The following is a 14,735-nucleotide window of genomic DNA, read 5'->3' on the forward strand; positions in this document are numbered from 1 at the left end:
TTTTATATCTTCTTGACCAAATCCAACATTCTAAGCAATTCTGACACGCTCCAAGCCTGCGATATCGCACCTTTTGGGCGATGTGGCGGGTCTCCGTCGTATATTTCTGCTACCGCTCCTACTCCATATTGCGTCATTACGCCGTCAAAACCTTTTACGATTTTTTGGATAAAATTGGCTCCTGATTTCCCATGAAGTTTAATATATCCCTCCACAAAATGTCCAAGAGGCCAAACCCAAACTGTCCCATTGTGATAAGCTTCATCTCTACTGATTTGATCACCGAAATAGTAACCTTTGTAGGCAGGGTCGTCAGGAGAAAGAGATCGCATCCCTCTAGTTGTGAGAAGTTTCGATTTGGCAGTTTCAAGCACCGCATCGCACTTGTCATCACTGAGCATCACATAAGGCAAGGAGGTGGCAAAAACCATATTTGGTCTGATTGACCAGTCTTTTTCCTCACCGTTGATACAATCTGCCAGATACCCATGTTCGTCAGACCAAAACTCTGTTTCAAAAACGGATTTGATTTTGGCTGCATAGGTTGCAGCATTTTCATCCCCAGTCAACTCGTTGTAAAAGCAAAGAGCATTGTACCAAAGTGCCTGAATTTCCACTGGACATCCATCTCGCTGGGTGACCGGGCCGTCTGGAGTGACAGCATCCATCCAAGTCAGCGCTTTTCCCTCCTCTCCTCCAAACACCAGCCCATTTTCCAGTACATGGATGTTGAAATCTGTTCCATTAATGTAGCCATCTATGATCCCCTTCATTTTTCCGAGGTAGCGATCTTTGACTGTTTTGCTGTCACCTGTATAAATTACATATTGCTGCAGTGCCCAGAAGTACCATAGAGGAGCATCTATCGAGTTCATATTTGTGGTCACTCCACTACCGACATTTGGAAAAAGCGGTCCTTTCAAATCTCGGGACATGGTGTCCATGATATCCAGAAAAGTTTTTGAATCTCCTATGGTAAGTGTAAGTCCAGGGGCCGCGACAAATGTATCTCTACCCCACCAACCAAACCATGGGTAGCCGGCAATAACCCGCGTATCTCCATTTCGCTGTCTTAGAAACTGACCAGCTGAATTTTTGAGACAGTTTATAAAATTACTTCTAGGTACTCTTCTTGCAATTTCTTTTTCGAAGGCATTTTGACGTGTTTTTGGATCCGCCTCTGTCAATCCTGCAGAGAATATGACAGACTCCCCCTTTTCAATATCAAATTCGAAATATCCAGGTACATACAAATCTTCCTGATAATCATATCCTCGCTCTCGCTCCAAGATATACTCTATATTATAATACCAATCTGGAGCAGGTACAAATTCCATTTTCTTGGATACTTGCAAGTAAAGTGGATCGTACTGATCGTATAGATGAAAAACTGCACCGTTTGGAGCTTTTTTATATTTCTTATTGATATGAGTATTTGCCTTGCAAAGGTCGTGGTACGCGCGGAAAGCCAAAAATGGTTGAATTCTGATTTTGGTAGGAGAATGCGCATCAAGCAACGTGTACCGGATCATCAATCGATCCCGATTGGTGTCCAGGATCAATTCTTTTTCTAAAAGAACACCTCCAACACGATAAGTCAGTTTCGGAATAGGCTCAGAATCAAAATCTTCTAGATACTTATGGCCTCGAGGAGAATAGTTTCCTGGGAATTTACTAATACCAAGATTGAAACTAGCGCCATGTTGGATGACAGTTTCATGCACAGTAGATAGCATGACATGGCTTTGGGTATCAATTTGCGGCTGAGGCACTACGAGAAGTCCGTGATACTTTCGGGTGTTGCAGCAAATGATAGAAGTACTGGTGTATGCACCGGAACGATTGGATCTGATGATCTCTCTTTCAAGAGAATAATTCAGATTGACTAATTGTGTTTTATCGAAATGGATATAACTCATGCGGGAATAATTCTATGTTGTTAAAAATAGAGTTTTGCACCGACAAGAAAAATGAAATGGAAAAAAATAAAGGTTATGTTTCCATAACCTTTTGTTTTTGTTGAGATAATCAGGAATGAATCGCTTCTTTTTGGATTTCTTCGAAATTTCTAAGCGATTCTTCAAATTTCATCAGGTAACTTTTTGCCATTCTGATATTGATCGGTTTTACCTGAGGGAATTTTGGCGAAGTTTTGAACAAAGTGAACATCTGAAGTTGGTTTAGTTCTGGCGGGGTTTAATCAAATGCTGTGCCAATAGAGGCTCTATAAATAACAAAGCCCCTCAAAATGAGGGGCTTTTAGGGTGAAAGACCGGGTTCGAACCGGCGACCTCTGGATCCACAAACCAGCGCTCTAACCAGCTGAGCTACAATCACCATTTATTCCTTTTGGACTGGTTTCTTCCAAATGGTCTGCAAAAGTAATAATTCACTCAACTCTTTGCAAGAGTCAGGTTAAAATTTTCCTGAAAATTTCAGGCGATCACCTTTTTTCTCCTCATGGAATGTTCCGTTTTCGTACGCTAAATGTCCAGAAACGAATGTGTGTGTCACTTTTGACTGAAATGTGTGCCCTTCGAAAGGTGACCAGCCACACTTGGATAATATGTTTTCTTTAGCTACTTCCCAAGGATCATTCAAGTCAACAAGCACTAAATCCGCAAAGTATCCTTCTCTAATAAACCCTCTTTCTTTCATTCGAAATAAGGTGGCGACGTTATGTGACATTTTTAAAGCGATTTTCTCCAAACTGATTTTGCCCTGGTGATAGAAGTCAAGCATAGCAACTAAACTGTGCTGATTTAATGGCCCGCCTGAAGGAGCCTTGGTGTAATTCTGAGCTTTTTCCTCTAAGGTATGCGGTGCATGATCAGTGGCAACCACATCAATGGTTCCATCAAGCATCGCATTGAAGATTGCATCTCTGTCTGTTGCTGTCTTCACTGCTGGATTCCATTTGATCAAGGTGCCTTTTGTTTCATAATCTTCCTCAGCAAACCACATGTGGTGGATACAGGCTTCAGCGGTTACTTTTTTCTGTTCCAAAGGAATTGTATTAGTGAACAATTCCAATTCCTTTGCTGTGCTGATATGTAAAATATGAAGTCGTGTGCCGTGCTTTTCTGCCATGGCTACTGCACGGCTAGATGCATCGTAGCAAGCTTCTTCAGATCGGATTTTTGGGTGGTATTTTACAGGGATATCATCACCATATTTAGTATGATACTCATCGAAGTTCGCTTTGATGATGCTGTCATTCTCAGAGTGAATCGCGATGATCGCTTTACATTCTTTGAAAATACCCTCGAGAGACTCAATATTATCCACGACCATGTTTCCTGTGGAGGAGCCTTGGAAGATTTTCAGCCCACAGACTTCTTTGAAATTCACTTTCATGATTTCATCCAAGTTGCTGTTAGTCGCTCCCATGAAAAATGAATAGTTCGCTAGTGAAACTTCTGATGCTCTCGTGTATTTCTGCTCAAGCAATTCCACTGTTGTGGCTTGCGGGATGGTATTGGGCATTTCCATGTAAGAAGTGGTGCCACCTGCGACTCCAGCTTTTGCTTCGGTATAGATTTCAGCTTTGTGAGTAAGTCCTGGCTCACGGAAGTGCACCTGATCGTCAATTAAACCAGGAAAAAGGTGTTTCCCCGTTGCATCGATACGAATATCTGCTTGTTCAGCGCTCAGGTCTTCGCCTAGTTTTGAGATTCTTCCATTTTCTACTAACACATCGCCAAGACTTATCCGGCCTTCATTGACTATATTTGCACCGGTGATCAGAATACTTTTCATCTTTACTCCTTTTAGGATTTTACTAGTTCAACCAAAATTAACGAATCATGAGCAATGAGGCCTCAACATTTGAAGCATTTAAGCTAAATCGACAGCTATTAAATGCCGTGGCGGACGCTGGCTATGTTCATCCTACACCTATTCAGGAAAAGGCTATTCCGCTTGCTCTTGCTGGTCACGATGTGTTAGGTATCGCTCAGACAGGGACAGGGAAGACTGCTGCCTATGTGTTGCCGGTTCTCATGAAAGTGAAATACGCTCAAGGCGATCATGCCAGAGCAGTTATTTTGGCTCCCACGCGTGAGTTGGTGATGCAGATCGAAGAAGTGGTGGTTCAAATGTCAGCGAATACGGACCTGAGAATGGTTGCGCTTTATGGCGGTTTGGGACCAAAAACTCAGATAGAAATCCTAGAAAAAGGCGTGGATATCATCGTTTCTACCCCGGGGAGATTTCTGGATATTTATAGAAAAGGAAAAATCCTGACCAAGGAAATAAAAACCATGGTGCTGGATGAGGCTGACAAAATGATGGATATGGGCTTTATGCCTCAGATCCGTTCGATTTTGGAGGTTATTCCTAGAAAGAGACAGAACTTACTTTTCTCCGCGACTTTTGGAGAACGAATCGATCGCTTTGCAGCAGAGTTTTTAGAATTTCCGGAAAGAGTAGAAGTTACCCCTCAGGCTACGACAGCAGAAACAATTGGTCAAGTCAAATACTTGGTTCCAAATATTAAAACGAAACTTAGCCTTCTTGCTCATCTCTTTAAAAATGAAGAGATCAACAGAGCCATCATTTTCACCAGATCCAGAAGAAATGCAGAAGAGGTTTTCGCCTTTCTGAGTCATAGAAGTTATGGAGAAGTTCGCGTGATTCATGCCAATAAAGGACAGAATACAAGAATTAACTCAATTGAGGATTTTAAAGGCGGGGACGTTCGGATTTTGGTGGCGACAGATGTTGCTTCGAGAGGGCTTGATGTAACAATGGTTTCTCATGTGGTCAACTTTGATGTGCCATTGATTTATGAGGATTATGTGCATAGAATCGGAAGAACAGGCCGAGCGACGAATGAAGGAAAGGCAATCAGCTTTGTGAACCCTGCAGAGGAATATCACTTCGATAAAATCGAAGAAATCATACGCATGAAGGTGGAGGAAGCAGAAATCCCTTCTGAAGTAGATGTATCAGCAACTCCCTATGAGGAGAAGCAAGCCTATGCTCGGGAGCTTGATCGCTTACTCCAGCGTGATAATCCTGATTACAAAGGAGCTTTTCACGAGAAAAAGGAGCATAAAAAACCAAACCCGCATCTTGAGGCACAGGAGAAAGAGAAAAAGCGTGGCAATAAGAACTCAAAAGCTAAGACCAACAGAAATCAGCTGAAGACCAAGCATCAGAAAAATAAAGGGAAATAGTCTATGAATAGGAAAGGTTAATTTTCTCTAAAACTAATCTCCATCTGTTTGAAGTTTTATTTGCAATGATAAAATTTGAGATGTGAGATTAGTTTTATTTTTTGTTTTTGTCAGTGCTTCCATTCAGGCACAATCTTTTTTGGTTCCATATAACCATCTATTACCTGATTCAAGAAAAATCGAAATTCAAGTTGAGTTCTTAAATGAATTTGATGAGGAAAAGGAAACCGTGTTTCTCTTAGAGGATGCTTTTGATGAACTTTATTTGCCTTTCTATGAATTGCTGGATTTCTCTGAGTCCAGCAATTTTGTTTTGATCAAAGGTAGAAAGGATAATGAAGAGTTAAAGAGGGGAGTGGTGCTTTCCGGAAGTCCAGATTATCAATTGGCGTACAAGCTTTACAATCAAGATCAAGTAGCCCGCGATATAGAAGTGATCCGGCAGGAACTAATCGGGGACGAGCAGGTGATTTTGCTTGGGTATTCCTCGGCTGCGATGGTTTTGCAGCATTATTTATCCATATATCCTCAGCATGTAAAAAGAATGATCAGCGTCAATCCTTTGGTTTTTGATATTCAAAAGAACTTGAGTTTTCCTTCCTCTGGGTTATCGTTCTCGGATTTGAAACTCAGTGGTGAGCAGAAGGTTGATTTCAGTTATTATGCAAATTTCGATAGAGAGAATCAGGTCGGGAAGTCCTTATCGAAAGAGAACCTGATCGATATTTTGACTTTTCAGCATGTATTGACGGGGCTAGACACAAATCAGGATATAGCCCGCAACATCCCATTAATGGTGAGGGTGTTTGAACATGCAATCGCTCTCTCAGGATTTCAGGATTCTGAACAGAAAATCAACCCAAGTTTAGAAGTTTTGAAAAAAATGAGCGGTCCACTTTGGAGTGCTTATCAAAGTGACAACTTTGATTTCTATGGCACCAACTACGATGGGCTGCTGGAATTTGAGGGTAAAATGACTTTGATCGGAGGCGCCTTTGATCAATTGATCTTCTCCAAGTCATATGATGTGCTCGCCGAGTACTATTCCAATTGCACGTTACTGCTGATCAAAGGCGGTCATGCCCTGCAGCAAGCGCTGAGTTTTCCTGCTTTCAAGGAGTTGTTAAATGCCTTCATTACTAATAACACGGCTGGGAAGATTTCTGCCTATAAAAAATTGTCTGATGAGAACTTCATCTTCGAAAAATATAATGAGGGTGACTTTAAAGTTCCTCCTCTTTTTTGATTCAAAGTTGAGTAGAATAAAAAAAACCGATTCATGACGAATCGGGTTTTATCTATTTTCTAGATACTTATTTCTAGCTACTCTCTACTTATTCTTTTCCATATAATCCACAACGAAATAACTCAAGGTTCGCATTCCTAGCACAAATCCACCTTCGTCGATATAGAATCCAGGCGTATGATGCGAAGGTGTAGTCAATGGGTCACCACCTTTTTTCATGCCTCCTAGAAAGATAAAAACACCCGGCTTTTCCCTCTGGAAAAAGCTAAAATCCTCTGCTCCGGTTACTGGGTTGAGGTAGATTAAATTTTCTGCTCCTGCAGCCGCTTCCAATGATGGAAGCATTTCCTTTGTCAAATCAGCGTCGTTTACGGTAGATGGGTAAAGTTTCTCAAGCTTCAGGTCGACCGTAGCGCCTGCACTTTCAGCAATATTTATTACAATCTCATTGATGCGCTTATGTACTAGCTTTTGCTGCTCATCTCCAAAGGTTCTTACGGTACCAATCAACTCCACTTCCTCAGGAATAATGTTATGGCGTATTCCTCCATGAATAGCACCAATAGTTACTACCGCCGGATTCCGGGTGACATTTACACTTCTGGAAAGAATAGTCTGCAATCCCATAATGATCTGTGAACTAGTGACGATTGGGTCCACACTAGACCAAGGATAAGCTCCATGTGCTTGTACACCTTTGACTGTGATTTCTAGATTGTCTACAGCTGCCATGATTGGTCCAGATCTATATCCTATCTTCCCAACTTCTGTCTGCGAATTGATGTGCAACCCGAAAACTGCATCCACATCATCCATCACACCTTCTTTAACCATCAGTTCTGCACCGGCAATTTCGACATCATATACACCTTCTTCTGCTGGCTGGAATAGGAATTTGACATTTCCTTCCAAATCATCTTTCATACTTGCCAGTACTTCTGCGACTCCCATAAGAATAGCTACATGTGAATCGTGACCGCAAGCATGCATCACGCCAGTTTCCTGGCCATTGTAAGTAGCTGTATTCACAGATTTGAATGGTAAATCATTTCGCTCAGTGACTGGCAGCCCATCCATATCTGCCCGAAGAGCGACTGTAGGTCCGGGCTTTCCGCCTTTCAATATGCCAACTACTCCGGTTACTGCCACGTTTTCGGTGACTTCGATTCCTAAGGAGCGAAGATGGTCTGCTACTTTCTTAGCAGTTCGGAACTCCTGATTTCCCAATTCAGGATGCATGTGGATATCACGGCGCCACTCAACTACTTTGGATTCGATGGAATTTGCCTTACTGTCGATTGCTGGTCGAAGTTCAGTTTGTGCGAAAAGGGTTCCTGTTCCCATCAAAATTGGAACAAGAAGTAGGGGGCGTAAAAGTTTTTTCATGGTTGGTGGTTTGTGTTGCTTTTATTCAAATTTATAAAAATGTGTTGATGCTCAAGCTTTTTAAAAAGATTAGGAGGGAAACACTTGGGATAAAAGAACTATTTCAATTCAAATGACTTTGTATAGAACAATCATATAATAAGAATCTATGCAACTCAATAATCAAATAGCTGTAGTAACTGGCGTAAGTAAAGGTATAGGACTGGAAGTAGTCAAATTGCTAATTGAAAAAGGAACTGTAGTCGCTGGATGGGGGAGAAATGCACCAGACTTTCAGCATGAAAATTTCCATTTTTTTAGCTGTGATGTGGCAAAAGAAGAGTCAGTCGAAAATGCGTTTCAAGCAACAACTGAAAAACTTGGAACCGATATCAGGATTTTGATAAACAACGCTGGATTTGGTGTTGCTGGGGATACGGAGACTTTTTCCTCAGAAGACTGGAAAGCGATGTTTGACACCAATGTTCACGGGATTTTCTACACCACCAAGCGTTTGATTCCTGGTATGAAAGCTGCAGATGAAGGACATATTTTGAATGTTGCATCCATTGCAGGCTTAAATGGTGTAAACAAATTTGCAGGATACGTAGGTACCAAGCATGCGGTGAGAGGGATTTCCCATTCACTTTATATTGAGCTAAGAGATTTTGGAATTAAGGTTTCAACGATTTATCCAGGTTCCATTCAAACCAATTTCTTTGACGAAATACCGGGTGTGGATGCTAATGAAAATATGATGAGACCAATCGATGTGGCGACCACAATGGTACAAACTTTAGAAACTCATCCAAATTACTTTGTGGCTGATGTGGAATGCAGACCTTTGAGGCCAAAAGGAAAGAAATAGGACATTACATCTAATTCAACTCTAAACACCGATGGACAATTTTATTGATGCTCATCGGTGTTTTTTTGAGTTATACATGTATGTTCTAAACTAGAAAATAGCCTTTTGGCTTGTTTTAAAATTGTTTTGAGCGAGTTATGTGTTTATTTTGAAAGATATCTTTTGAGCTATGAAAAAAACAAATCTGATTATACTACTAATAGTCCTTTTAGGTGGAGCTACCTACATGGGATATTTGTCCCAAATAGGAACCACCGCTGAAGCTGCTACTCTCACAGCTCCAAGCGAACTGCCAGACTTTACCTTGAATGATATCAATGGAAATGCAACCTCCATTCACGAAGTGGCAAGTGCAAAGCCGACACTGTTCATTTACTACAATTCCACCTGTCACCTTTGCCAAGAGGAACTCGGAAATATTTCCAAAAGAATTGAAGAGTTTAAGGGCTACAACTTAATTCTAACAACGGTTCAGCCTTTGGAGGAAATGATAGATTTTGTAAATGGTCTGGGAATTAAGGACAAAAGCAACGTTCATTTTTTACTTGATTCTGAAATGAAAGTAGCTAGTTTCTATCAAGTAAGGAGTGTGCCTTCTATTTACGTTTATGATGGTAAAAAGAAGTTGGTGGCCGAATATGTAGGGATCACCAAGATTGAGCTTTTACTTGAGAAATTGAGCGCTGGTAAATAATTCAGGGCGGTAATTCTGATTTTGGCTAGATTATCAAAATCAGAATTGCCCCTTTTTTTCGTTAAGTAAGTCAATCAAGTGTTTGCTAATGAAAGCTACATTTTTTCCCTACTTTTGAATGACTAAAAAAGCCCAATGTCTCTAGAAGTACGCCAGCTCACCAAACTTTACGGAACACAAAAAGCACTTGATGAAGTGTCATTTTCGGCAACACCGGGAAGGATACTTGGGTTTTTGGGACCAAATGGAGCAGGGAAATCAACTACTATGAAGGTGATTACAGGTTACATTTCTGCCAATTCCGGTGGAGTAACTGTGATGGGTAAGGACGCTGTGAATTCACCGAAGGAAGTGAGTAGACTCATTGGATATCTACCTGAGCATAACCCACTATATCTTGATTTGTATGTGCGGGAATTTCTGGAATTCTCAGGAGGCTTATATGGAATGTCTGGTCAAACCTTAAAATCAAGAGCCAAGGAATTGCTCCATCGAACCGGACTAGAGCCGGAGCAGCACAAGAAAATCGGACAACTTTCCAAAGGATACCGTCAGCGCGTAGGACTTGCGCGAGCTTTGATCCATGATCCTCAAGTGATCATATTGGATGAACCGACAACTGGTCTCGATCCAAATCAATTGGTAGAAATAAGAAGTCTGATTCAAGAAGTGGCAAAGGACAAAACGCTTATTCTTTCTACGCACATCATGCAGGAGGTAGAAGCTATTTGCCATGATGTGGTAATCATAAATAAAGGAAAAATCCTAGCCTCAGATTCACTTAGTAAGTTGAAATCTGGAACAAATGAAGTCCAATTGATTCTGGAGACAGAAGAGGAATTGCGGCTGGAGTGGTTTGAGAATGTTGGCACTGTGACCTTTGGTTCCAAAGGAACCTCAGAGCTAATGATTTCTTGTCAAGATGCGACTTTAGGAAGGAAAGCTGTGATGAACATCGTGCAGGAGCGCTCCTTGAACCTGATTAGTTTGAATCAAAGTAAAAAGAATTTGGAACAGATTTTTCGAGAGATCACTAGATGAGCAGCCTTTTTCTAAAAGAATTCAATTCCTTTTTTGGTAGCCTGTTGGGTTATCTGGTGCTATCCTTATTCTTGGTGGCTTTAGGGTTGATCGTCTGGGTTTTTCCGGAAACAAGCGTATTGGAATATGGATATGCAGATCTTGAAGCACTTTTCACTTATACTCCCTATGTATTTACCTTCCTAGTTCCAGCACTATCCATGCGAGCTATTGCAGATGAGCGTAAAACCGGAACGTGGGAGCTATTGAGAACTTCTCCACTGTCTTTGGTGCAGATTATTTTGGCCAAATACCTTGCCTTGCTTTGTCTGGTTCTGGTAGCGCTTGTACCAACTTTGCTTTATTTCTATAGCATTATACAACTTGGTGATCCTTTAGGAAATCTTGATCAGGCTGGTTTCTTCGGCTCTTGGATAGGATTGATTATGATAGGGGCGGTTTTCGCTGCAGTTGGCTTATTCGCTAGTGCTCTTACTTCTCAGCAAGTAGTTGCATTCGTGATGGGCGTGTTTTTATGTTTTGTCTTGTACTTTGGATTCTCGGCATTGGCAGATATGCAGCTTGGAAATATTTCCTATTGGGCAGATGATTTGAGCTTAAGTTTTCATTACATCAATTTGAGTAGAGGAGTGGTTGATTCGGCAGATCTATTCTTTTTGTTTGGGATGATCTGGTTGTTTTTGGGCGGTGCAGTTTTGGTATTGAGGAATAAATGAAAAACACCGCTTTACATATCGCTAAGCCTTGGTTGATACTTTTAGGAGGTGTTTTGTTGTTTGGCTTATTGGCTCAATTCCTGAATTTCAGAATTGATCTTACCGAGGAAAACCGTTATTCTCTTCATCCTGCTACTGAAGAAGTGCTTTCGCAAATCACCGAACCGCTTCACGTGGATATTCTTTTGGTTAGTGAAGATCTCCCTGGTGGCATGAGGAGATTGCAAAAATCAGTAGAAGAAACGGTACGAACTTTCAATGCCTACAGTCCTGAAAAAATCACTTTTTCCTATTTTGATCCATTAAGCATAGAAGCTGATCAGCAAGAGGATTTTATACTTTCCTTGACTCAGTATGGAATTAACCCTACCAATCTCTCTGTCAATAAACCAACTGGTTTGCAGACGCAACTTATTTTTCCAGGTATTCTTGTCAGCAATGAAGAATACGAAACCGGAGCATTAATTCTAAAAGGGGAGCGCGGAATGAGTCCGGATCAAACTCTAAATCAATCCATTGAGAATTTGGAGTTTGAGCTGAGCAATGCAATTCGAAAACTGATTTCCCCCGAGTCTTCCTCTATTGCCATGATTATGGGCCATGGAGAAATGAGTTCGGATGAAGGCTACGGCATTGTAGAGGCTTTGGATGGTGATTTTGAGTTATTCAAGGTGCCGCTTGAGCAAGCGAATACTCCTGCAGATTTAGCTGGGTTTAAGATGATTTTTATCCAAGGACCTAAGGAAGCATTTACCGAACGAGAGATTTACCAGCTGGATCAATACGTGATGGGAGGAGGAAATCTCGTGGTTTTGTTAGACGGGGTAGCAGTTGATATCGAGAATGCTGGAGGTGAAGGCACATTGGCAATGCCTGTCGATGTAGGATTGGATCAACTTCTTTTTCGATATGGAATTCGTGTGAATAAAGATTTGATTCAGGATTTGAGCTTTGGCTATATTCCGGTGATGGGAGGGAACTTCGGAGATCAGCAACAGATGGTTTCATTGCCTTGGCCATTTTATGTTTTAGCTGGAAGGATGCAGGAGCATGCAGTTACCAAGGGATTGGATGTGGTTGAGTTTCGATTTGCAAGTAGCCTGGATACTGTGAAAGCTGATGGAGTGACTAAGACTCCTTTGATCTTTAGCTCTGATTTGTCCCGAATTATGCAAGCGCCCGTGCGTGTAGCTTTTGCAGATATGGAGCAGGAGCCTGATGTAAAGCAATTTGGGCTAAGAAATTTACCGCTTGCCTATTTATTGGAGGGAGAATTCACTTCCTTGTACAAAAACCGTTTCCTTCCAGAAGGCTTTTCGAAAGCAGATTTTAAAGAAAGTGGTAAAGGAAAAGTGGTCGTAGTAGGTGATGGTGATGTTTTTCAAGCATTAACAAATTTGGAGGATGGAACCCCTTTGGCCTTAGGTGAAGATCCCTTTAGCCAGACGACTTTTGCAAATAAGCTTTTCCTAAAAAATCTAGCACAATATCTTGCTGATCCGGAAGGAATTATCGCTTCCCGTACCCGATCTTTTCAGATTCGTCCTTTGAATAAGGCTAAGATTGCGCAGCAAAAGGCATTCTGGCAAGGATTGAATGTGCTAGCTCCGGTGATTGTTTTGGTGATTTTTGGAGGATTGGTCTGGTGGATTAGAAAGAATAAGTATAGCCGCAGAATAAACTGAGTCAAAAAAATAGGTTCTATTTCATTATTTTGTCAGAGAATCATTTATACGACGGTTCGAATTAGAATTTATTTATAAATTTACCCCCATTCAAAAGTAAAAATATATTAAGCCCTACGATATGAAATCGAGCATGACTAAACTTCTCAGATTGGGATGTTCATAATCTATGCGAGATTACATATGACCTTCAATAGAAAAATTATAATCATATGAAATTTATTGTTTCCTCTTCTGCATTATTAAAGCAGCTTTCGGCTATCAACGGTGTGGTGACAACCAATCCCGTAGTGCCAATTTTGGAAAATTTTCTTTTTGAGATCAAAGAGAGTCTATTGACCATTACCGCATCTGATTTGCAGACTTCTATGATTACTGAAATCAACGTGGAGGCTAAGGAAGATGGAAATATCGCGGTGCCTGCAAAGATTTTGATCGAGACGTTGAAAAACCTACCAGAGCAGCCGGTTACTTTCAGCATTGATCATGATACATATGCGGTTGAGATCAGTTCTGACAATGGTCGATATAGATTGGCTGGTGAGAATGCAACTGACTTCCCGAAAATCCCAACTGTAAGCAATGCTACTTCTGTAGACATGTCTACTGAGGTGCTTTCTTCAGCTGTCTCAAACACGATCTTCGCAACTAGTTCTGATGAACTTCGTCCTGCGATGACTGGTGTTTACATCAATCTAAGCCCAACGAATACAACTTTCGTAGCAACTGACGGACATAGACTGGTGAGATACAGAAGAGTTGATATTGCTTCACAGGATGCTGCTACTTTGATTATTCCTCGTAAGGCATTGAACCTTTTGAAGTCAACTTTGCCTTCAGAAAATCTTCCGGTAACTGTAGAGTTCAATCAGTCAAACGCCTATTTCAACTTCAATAATATCAAGATGATTTGTCGCTTGATCGATGAGCGTTTCCCTGATTACGAAAATGTAATTCCTGCGGAAAACCCGAATGTGATGACGATTGACCGTTCAGAATTGTTGAGTTCACTTCGTCGTATCGCGATCTATGCAAATAAAACCACTCATCAGGTAAGATTGAAATTGACAGGTAGCGAATTGATGATTTCTGCTGAAGATCTTGATTTCTCTAACGAGGCGAACGAGAGACTTTCTTGTGAGCACGATGGAGAGGATATCGAAATTGGATTCAACGCGAAATTCCTGGTGGAAATGTTGAATAACCTTTCTTGCAAAGAAGTTAGCTTGAAGTTCTCTGCGCCTAACCGTGCAGGTTTGATCCTTCCAGCTGAGCAGGATGAAAACGAAGACATCCTAATGCTAGTTATGCCTGTGATGTTGAATAACTACGTATAATAACCACAAACCATAAAACGAAAAGCCCGAAGATTCCTTCGGGTTTTTTTGTGACCTTTGAGGTTTGGAATACCTCGAAGGTCTTGATTAGTTGAACCGCAAAGCCCACGGTGTTTTCACGAAGAGCACAAATGCGATTCAATGACCCTTTCTGGCGCAAGTCTTCAGACTTGTGCCATATGGAATGTATTCTTCTGACTCTCTTATATGCTTCACTTAATTGAAACTGAAGACTTCATAATGGTAGGTCCAAGTCATGAGACTTGAACCAATTAGAGCTAAATCCACTATTCAATCAAAACCTTCGAGGTCTTGAAGACCTCAAAGGTTACAATTAACCTTTCTTCGCGTCACGCAAAGACTTCAAATACAATCCTTCCACTCTTTCTCTAGCCCAAGGGGTTTTACGAAGAAACTTCAAGCTTGAATTGACTGAAGGGTCATGTGTGAAGCAACGAATAGTTATCCGCTCACCAAGTTCCTCCCATCCATAGAACTCTACCAGATGTTCGACCATGTCTGCAAGCTTTACGCCGTGAAGTGGATTGTTGGGTTGGTTTTCCAAAGTAGAATTTAAAATGGGTGAATTTAAAATTATGAATT

13 protein-coding genes and 1 tRNA gene are annotated in these 14,735 nt (G+C 41.1%); 8 read left to right on the plus strand and 6 right to left on the minus strand.

Annotation, left to right across the window (positions count from 1 at the left end):
- Window positions 1–2 precede the first annotated feature (2 nt).
- The 4 genes from AACZ87_RS15640 to AACZ87_RS15655 form a co-directional block, all read right to left on the minus strand.
- Window positions 3–1,919, minus strand: a complete 1,917-nt coding sequence (locus AACZ87_RS15640) for an amylo-alpha-1,6-glucosidase (protein ID WP_339868576.1) — start codon at window positions 1,917–1,919, stop codon at window positions 3–5.
- A gap of 109 nt (window positions 1,920–2,028) precedes the next feature.
- On the minus strand, window positions 2,029–2,169 hold the full coding sequence (locus tag AACZ87_RS15645; RefSeq protein ID WP_170124565.1) for a hypothetical protein: 141 nt from the start codon (window positions 2,167–2,169) through the stop codon (window positions 2,029–2,031).
- 93 nt (window positions 2,170–2,262) lie between these two features.
- A tRNA-His gene (locus AACZ87_RS15650) sits at window positions 2,263–2,338 on the minus strand.
- 77 nt (window positions 2,339–2,415) lie between these two features.
- Complete coding sequence (locus tag AACZ87_RS15655; RefSeq protein WP_339868578.1) at window positions 2,416–3,759, minus strand: dihydroorotase; 1,344 nt, start codon at window positions 3,757–3,759, stop codon at window positions 2,416–2,418.
- A gap of 47 nt (window positions 3,760–3,806) precedes the next feature.
- On the opposite strand from AACZ87_RS15655, the gene AACZ87_RS15660 reads away from it, so the two are divergent.
- Window positions 3,807–5,180, plus strand: coding sequence for a DEAD/DEAH box helicase (locus AACZ87_RS15660; RefSeq protein ID WP_339868580.1), 1,374 nt, complete (start codon window positions 3,807–3,809; stop codon window positions 5,178–5,180).
- An 82-nt stretch (window positions 5,181–5,262) separates the two neighbouring features.
- Entirely contained in the window at window positions 5,263–6,426 is a 1,164-nt protein-coding gene (locus AACZ87_RS15665; protein ID WP_339868581.1) for an alpha/beta fold hydrolase, read from the plus strand.
- An 84-nt stretch (window positions 6,427–6,510) separates the two neighbouring features.
- Here the strand turns inward: AACZ87_RS15665 and AACZ87_RS15670 are convergent, their stop codons facing one another.
- The gene (locus AACZ87_RS15670; RefSeq protein ID WP_339868582.1) at window positions 6,511–7,812 is read right to left on the minus strand and encodes an amidohydrolase; all 1,302 of its coding nucleotides are present in this window, start codon (window positions 7,810–7,812) and stop codon (window positions 6,511–6,513) included.
- A gap of 148 nt (window positions 7,813–7,960) precedes the next feature.
- Between AACZ87_RS15670 and AACZ87_RS15675 the strand changes: the two genes are divergently transcribed.
- The 6 genes from AACZ87_RS15675 to dnaN all read left to right on the plus strand — a co-directional run bounded on the left by AACZ87_RS15675 (window position 7,961) and on the right by dnaN (window position 14,132).
- Window positions 7,961–8,659 carry an SDR family NAD(P)-dependent oxidoreductase gene (locus AACZ87_RS15675; protein ID WP_339868584.1) on the plus strand — a complete coding sequence of 233 codons (699 nt, stop codon included), beginning with the start codon at window positions 7,961–7,963 and terminating at the stop codon, window positions 8,657–8,659.
- A gap of 169 nt (window positions 8,660–8,828) precedes the next feature.
- Window positions 8,829–9,353, plus strand: coding sequence for a redoxin domain-containing protein (locus AACZ87_RS15680; RefSeq protein WP_339868586.1), 525 nt, complete (start codon window positions 8,829–8,831; stop codon window positions 9,351–9,353).
- Between the two features lie 135 nt (window positions 9,354–9,488).
- A complete protein-coding gene (gene gldA, locus AACZ87_RS15685) occupies window positions 9,489–10,394 on the plus strand; it encodes a gliding motility-associated ABC transporter ATP-binding subunit GldA (protein ID WP_339868588.1) in 906 nt (301 codons plus the stop codon).
- Entirely contained in the window at window positions 10,391–11,110 is a 720-nt protein-coding gene (gene gldF / locus AACZ87_RS15690; protein WP_339868591.1) for a gliding motility-associated ABC transporter permease subunit GldF, read from the plus strand. The genes gldA and gldF overlap by 4 nt, the downstream gene beginning before the upstream one ends.
- Window positions 11,107–12,795: a gliding motility-associated ABC transporter substrate-binding protein GldG gene (gene gldG / locus AACZ87_RS15695; RefSeq protein WP_339868593.1), complete on the plus strand. Its 1,689-nt coding sequence runs from the start codon at window positions 11,107–11,109 to the stop codon at window positions 12,793–12,795. Before gldF ends, gldG begins: the two co-directional genes overlap by 4 nt.
- A gap of 212 nt (window positions 12,796–13,007) precedes the next feature.
- Window positions 13,008–14,132 carry a DNA polymerase III subunit beta gene (gene dnaN, locus AACZ87_RS15700; RefSeq protein ID WP_283414079.1) on the plus strand — a complete coding sequence of 375 codons (1,125 nt, stop codon included), beginning with the start codon at window positions 13,008–13,010 and terminating at the stop codon, window positions 14,130–14,132.
- A 334-nt stretch (window positions 14,133–14,466) separates the two neighbouring features.
- Here the strand turns inward: dnaN and AACZ87_RS15705 are convergent, their stop codons facing one another.
- Window positions 14,467–14,697, minus strand: a complete 231-nt coding sequence (locus AACZ87_RS15705; RefSeq protein WP_339868594.1) for a VF530 family protein — start codon at window positions 14,695–14,697, stop codon at window positions 14,467–14,469.
- Between the last annotated feature and the right edge of the window lie 38 nt (window positions 14,698–14,735).

Origin of the sequence: uncultured Algoriphagus sp. (assembly GCF_963974365.1) — a bacterium.
Taxonomy (GTDB): Bacteria; Bacteroidota; Bacteroidia; order Cytophagales; family Cyclobacteriaceae; genus Algoriphagus.

What these genes read in the sequence shown, in the direction of transcription:
- AACZ87_RS15640 (WP_339868576.1), bottom strand. Translation starts at nt 1,919, where the DNA reads ATGAGTTATATCCATTTCGATAAAACACAATTAGTCAATCTGAATTAT.
- gldA (WP_339868588.1), top strand. Translation starts at nt 9,489, where the DNA reads ATGTCTCTAGAAGTACGCCAGCTCACCAAACTTTACGGAACACAAAAA.
- AACZ87_RS15670 (WP_339868582.1), bottom strand. Translation starts at nt 7,812, where the DNA reads ATGAAAAAACTTTTACGCCCCCTACTTCTTGTTCCAATTTTGATGGGA.
- gldF (WP_339868591.1), top strand. Translation starts at nt 10,391, where the DNA reads ATGAGCAGCCTTTTTCTAAAAGAATTCAATTCCTTTTTTGGTAGCCTG.
- AACZ87_RS15655 (WP_339868578.1), bottom strand. Translation starts at nt 3,759, where the DNA reads ATGAAAAGTATTCTGATCACCGGTGCAAATATAGTCAATGAAGGCCGG.
- gldG (WP_339868593.1), top strand. Translation starts at nt 11,107, where the DNA reads ATGAAAAACACCGCTTTACATATCGCTAAGCCTTGGTTGATACTTTTA.
- dnaN (WP_283414079.1), top strand. Translation starts at nt 13,008, where the DNA reads ATGAAATTTATTGTTTCCTCTTCTGCATTATTAAAGCAGCTTTCGGCT.
- AACZ87_RS15645 (WP_170124565.1), bottom strand. Translation starts at nt 2,169, where the DNA reads ATGTTCACTTTGTTCAAAACTTCGCCAAAATTCCCTCAGGTAAAACCG.
- AACZ87_RS15680 (WP_339868586.1), top strand. Translation starts at nt 8,829, where the DNA reads ATGAAAAAAACAAATCTGATTATACTACTAATAGTCCTTTTAGGTGGA.
- AACZ87_RS15675 (WP_339868584.1), top strand. Translation starts at nt 7,961, where the DNA reads ATGCAACTCAATAATCAAATAGCTGTAGTAACTGGCGTAAGTAAAGGT.
- AACZ87_RS15660 (WP_339868580.1), top strand. Translation starts at nt 3,807, where the DNA reads ATGAGCAATGAGGCCTCAACATTTGAAGCATTTAAGCTAAATCGACAG.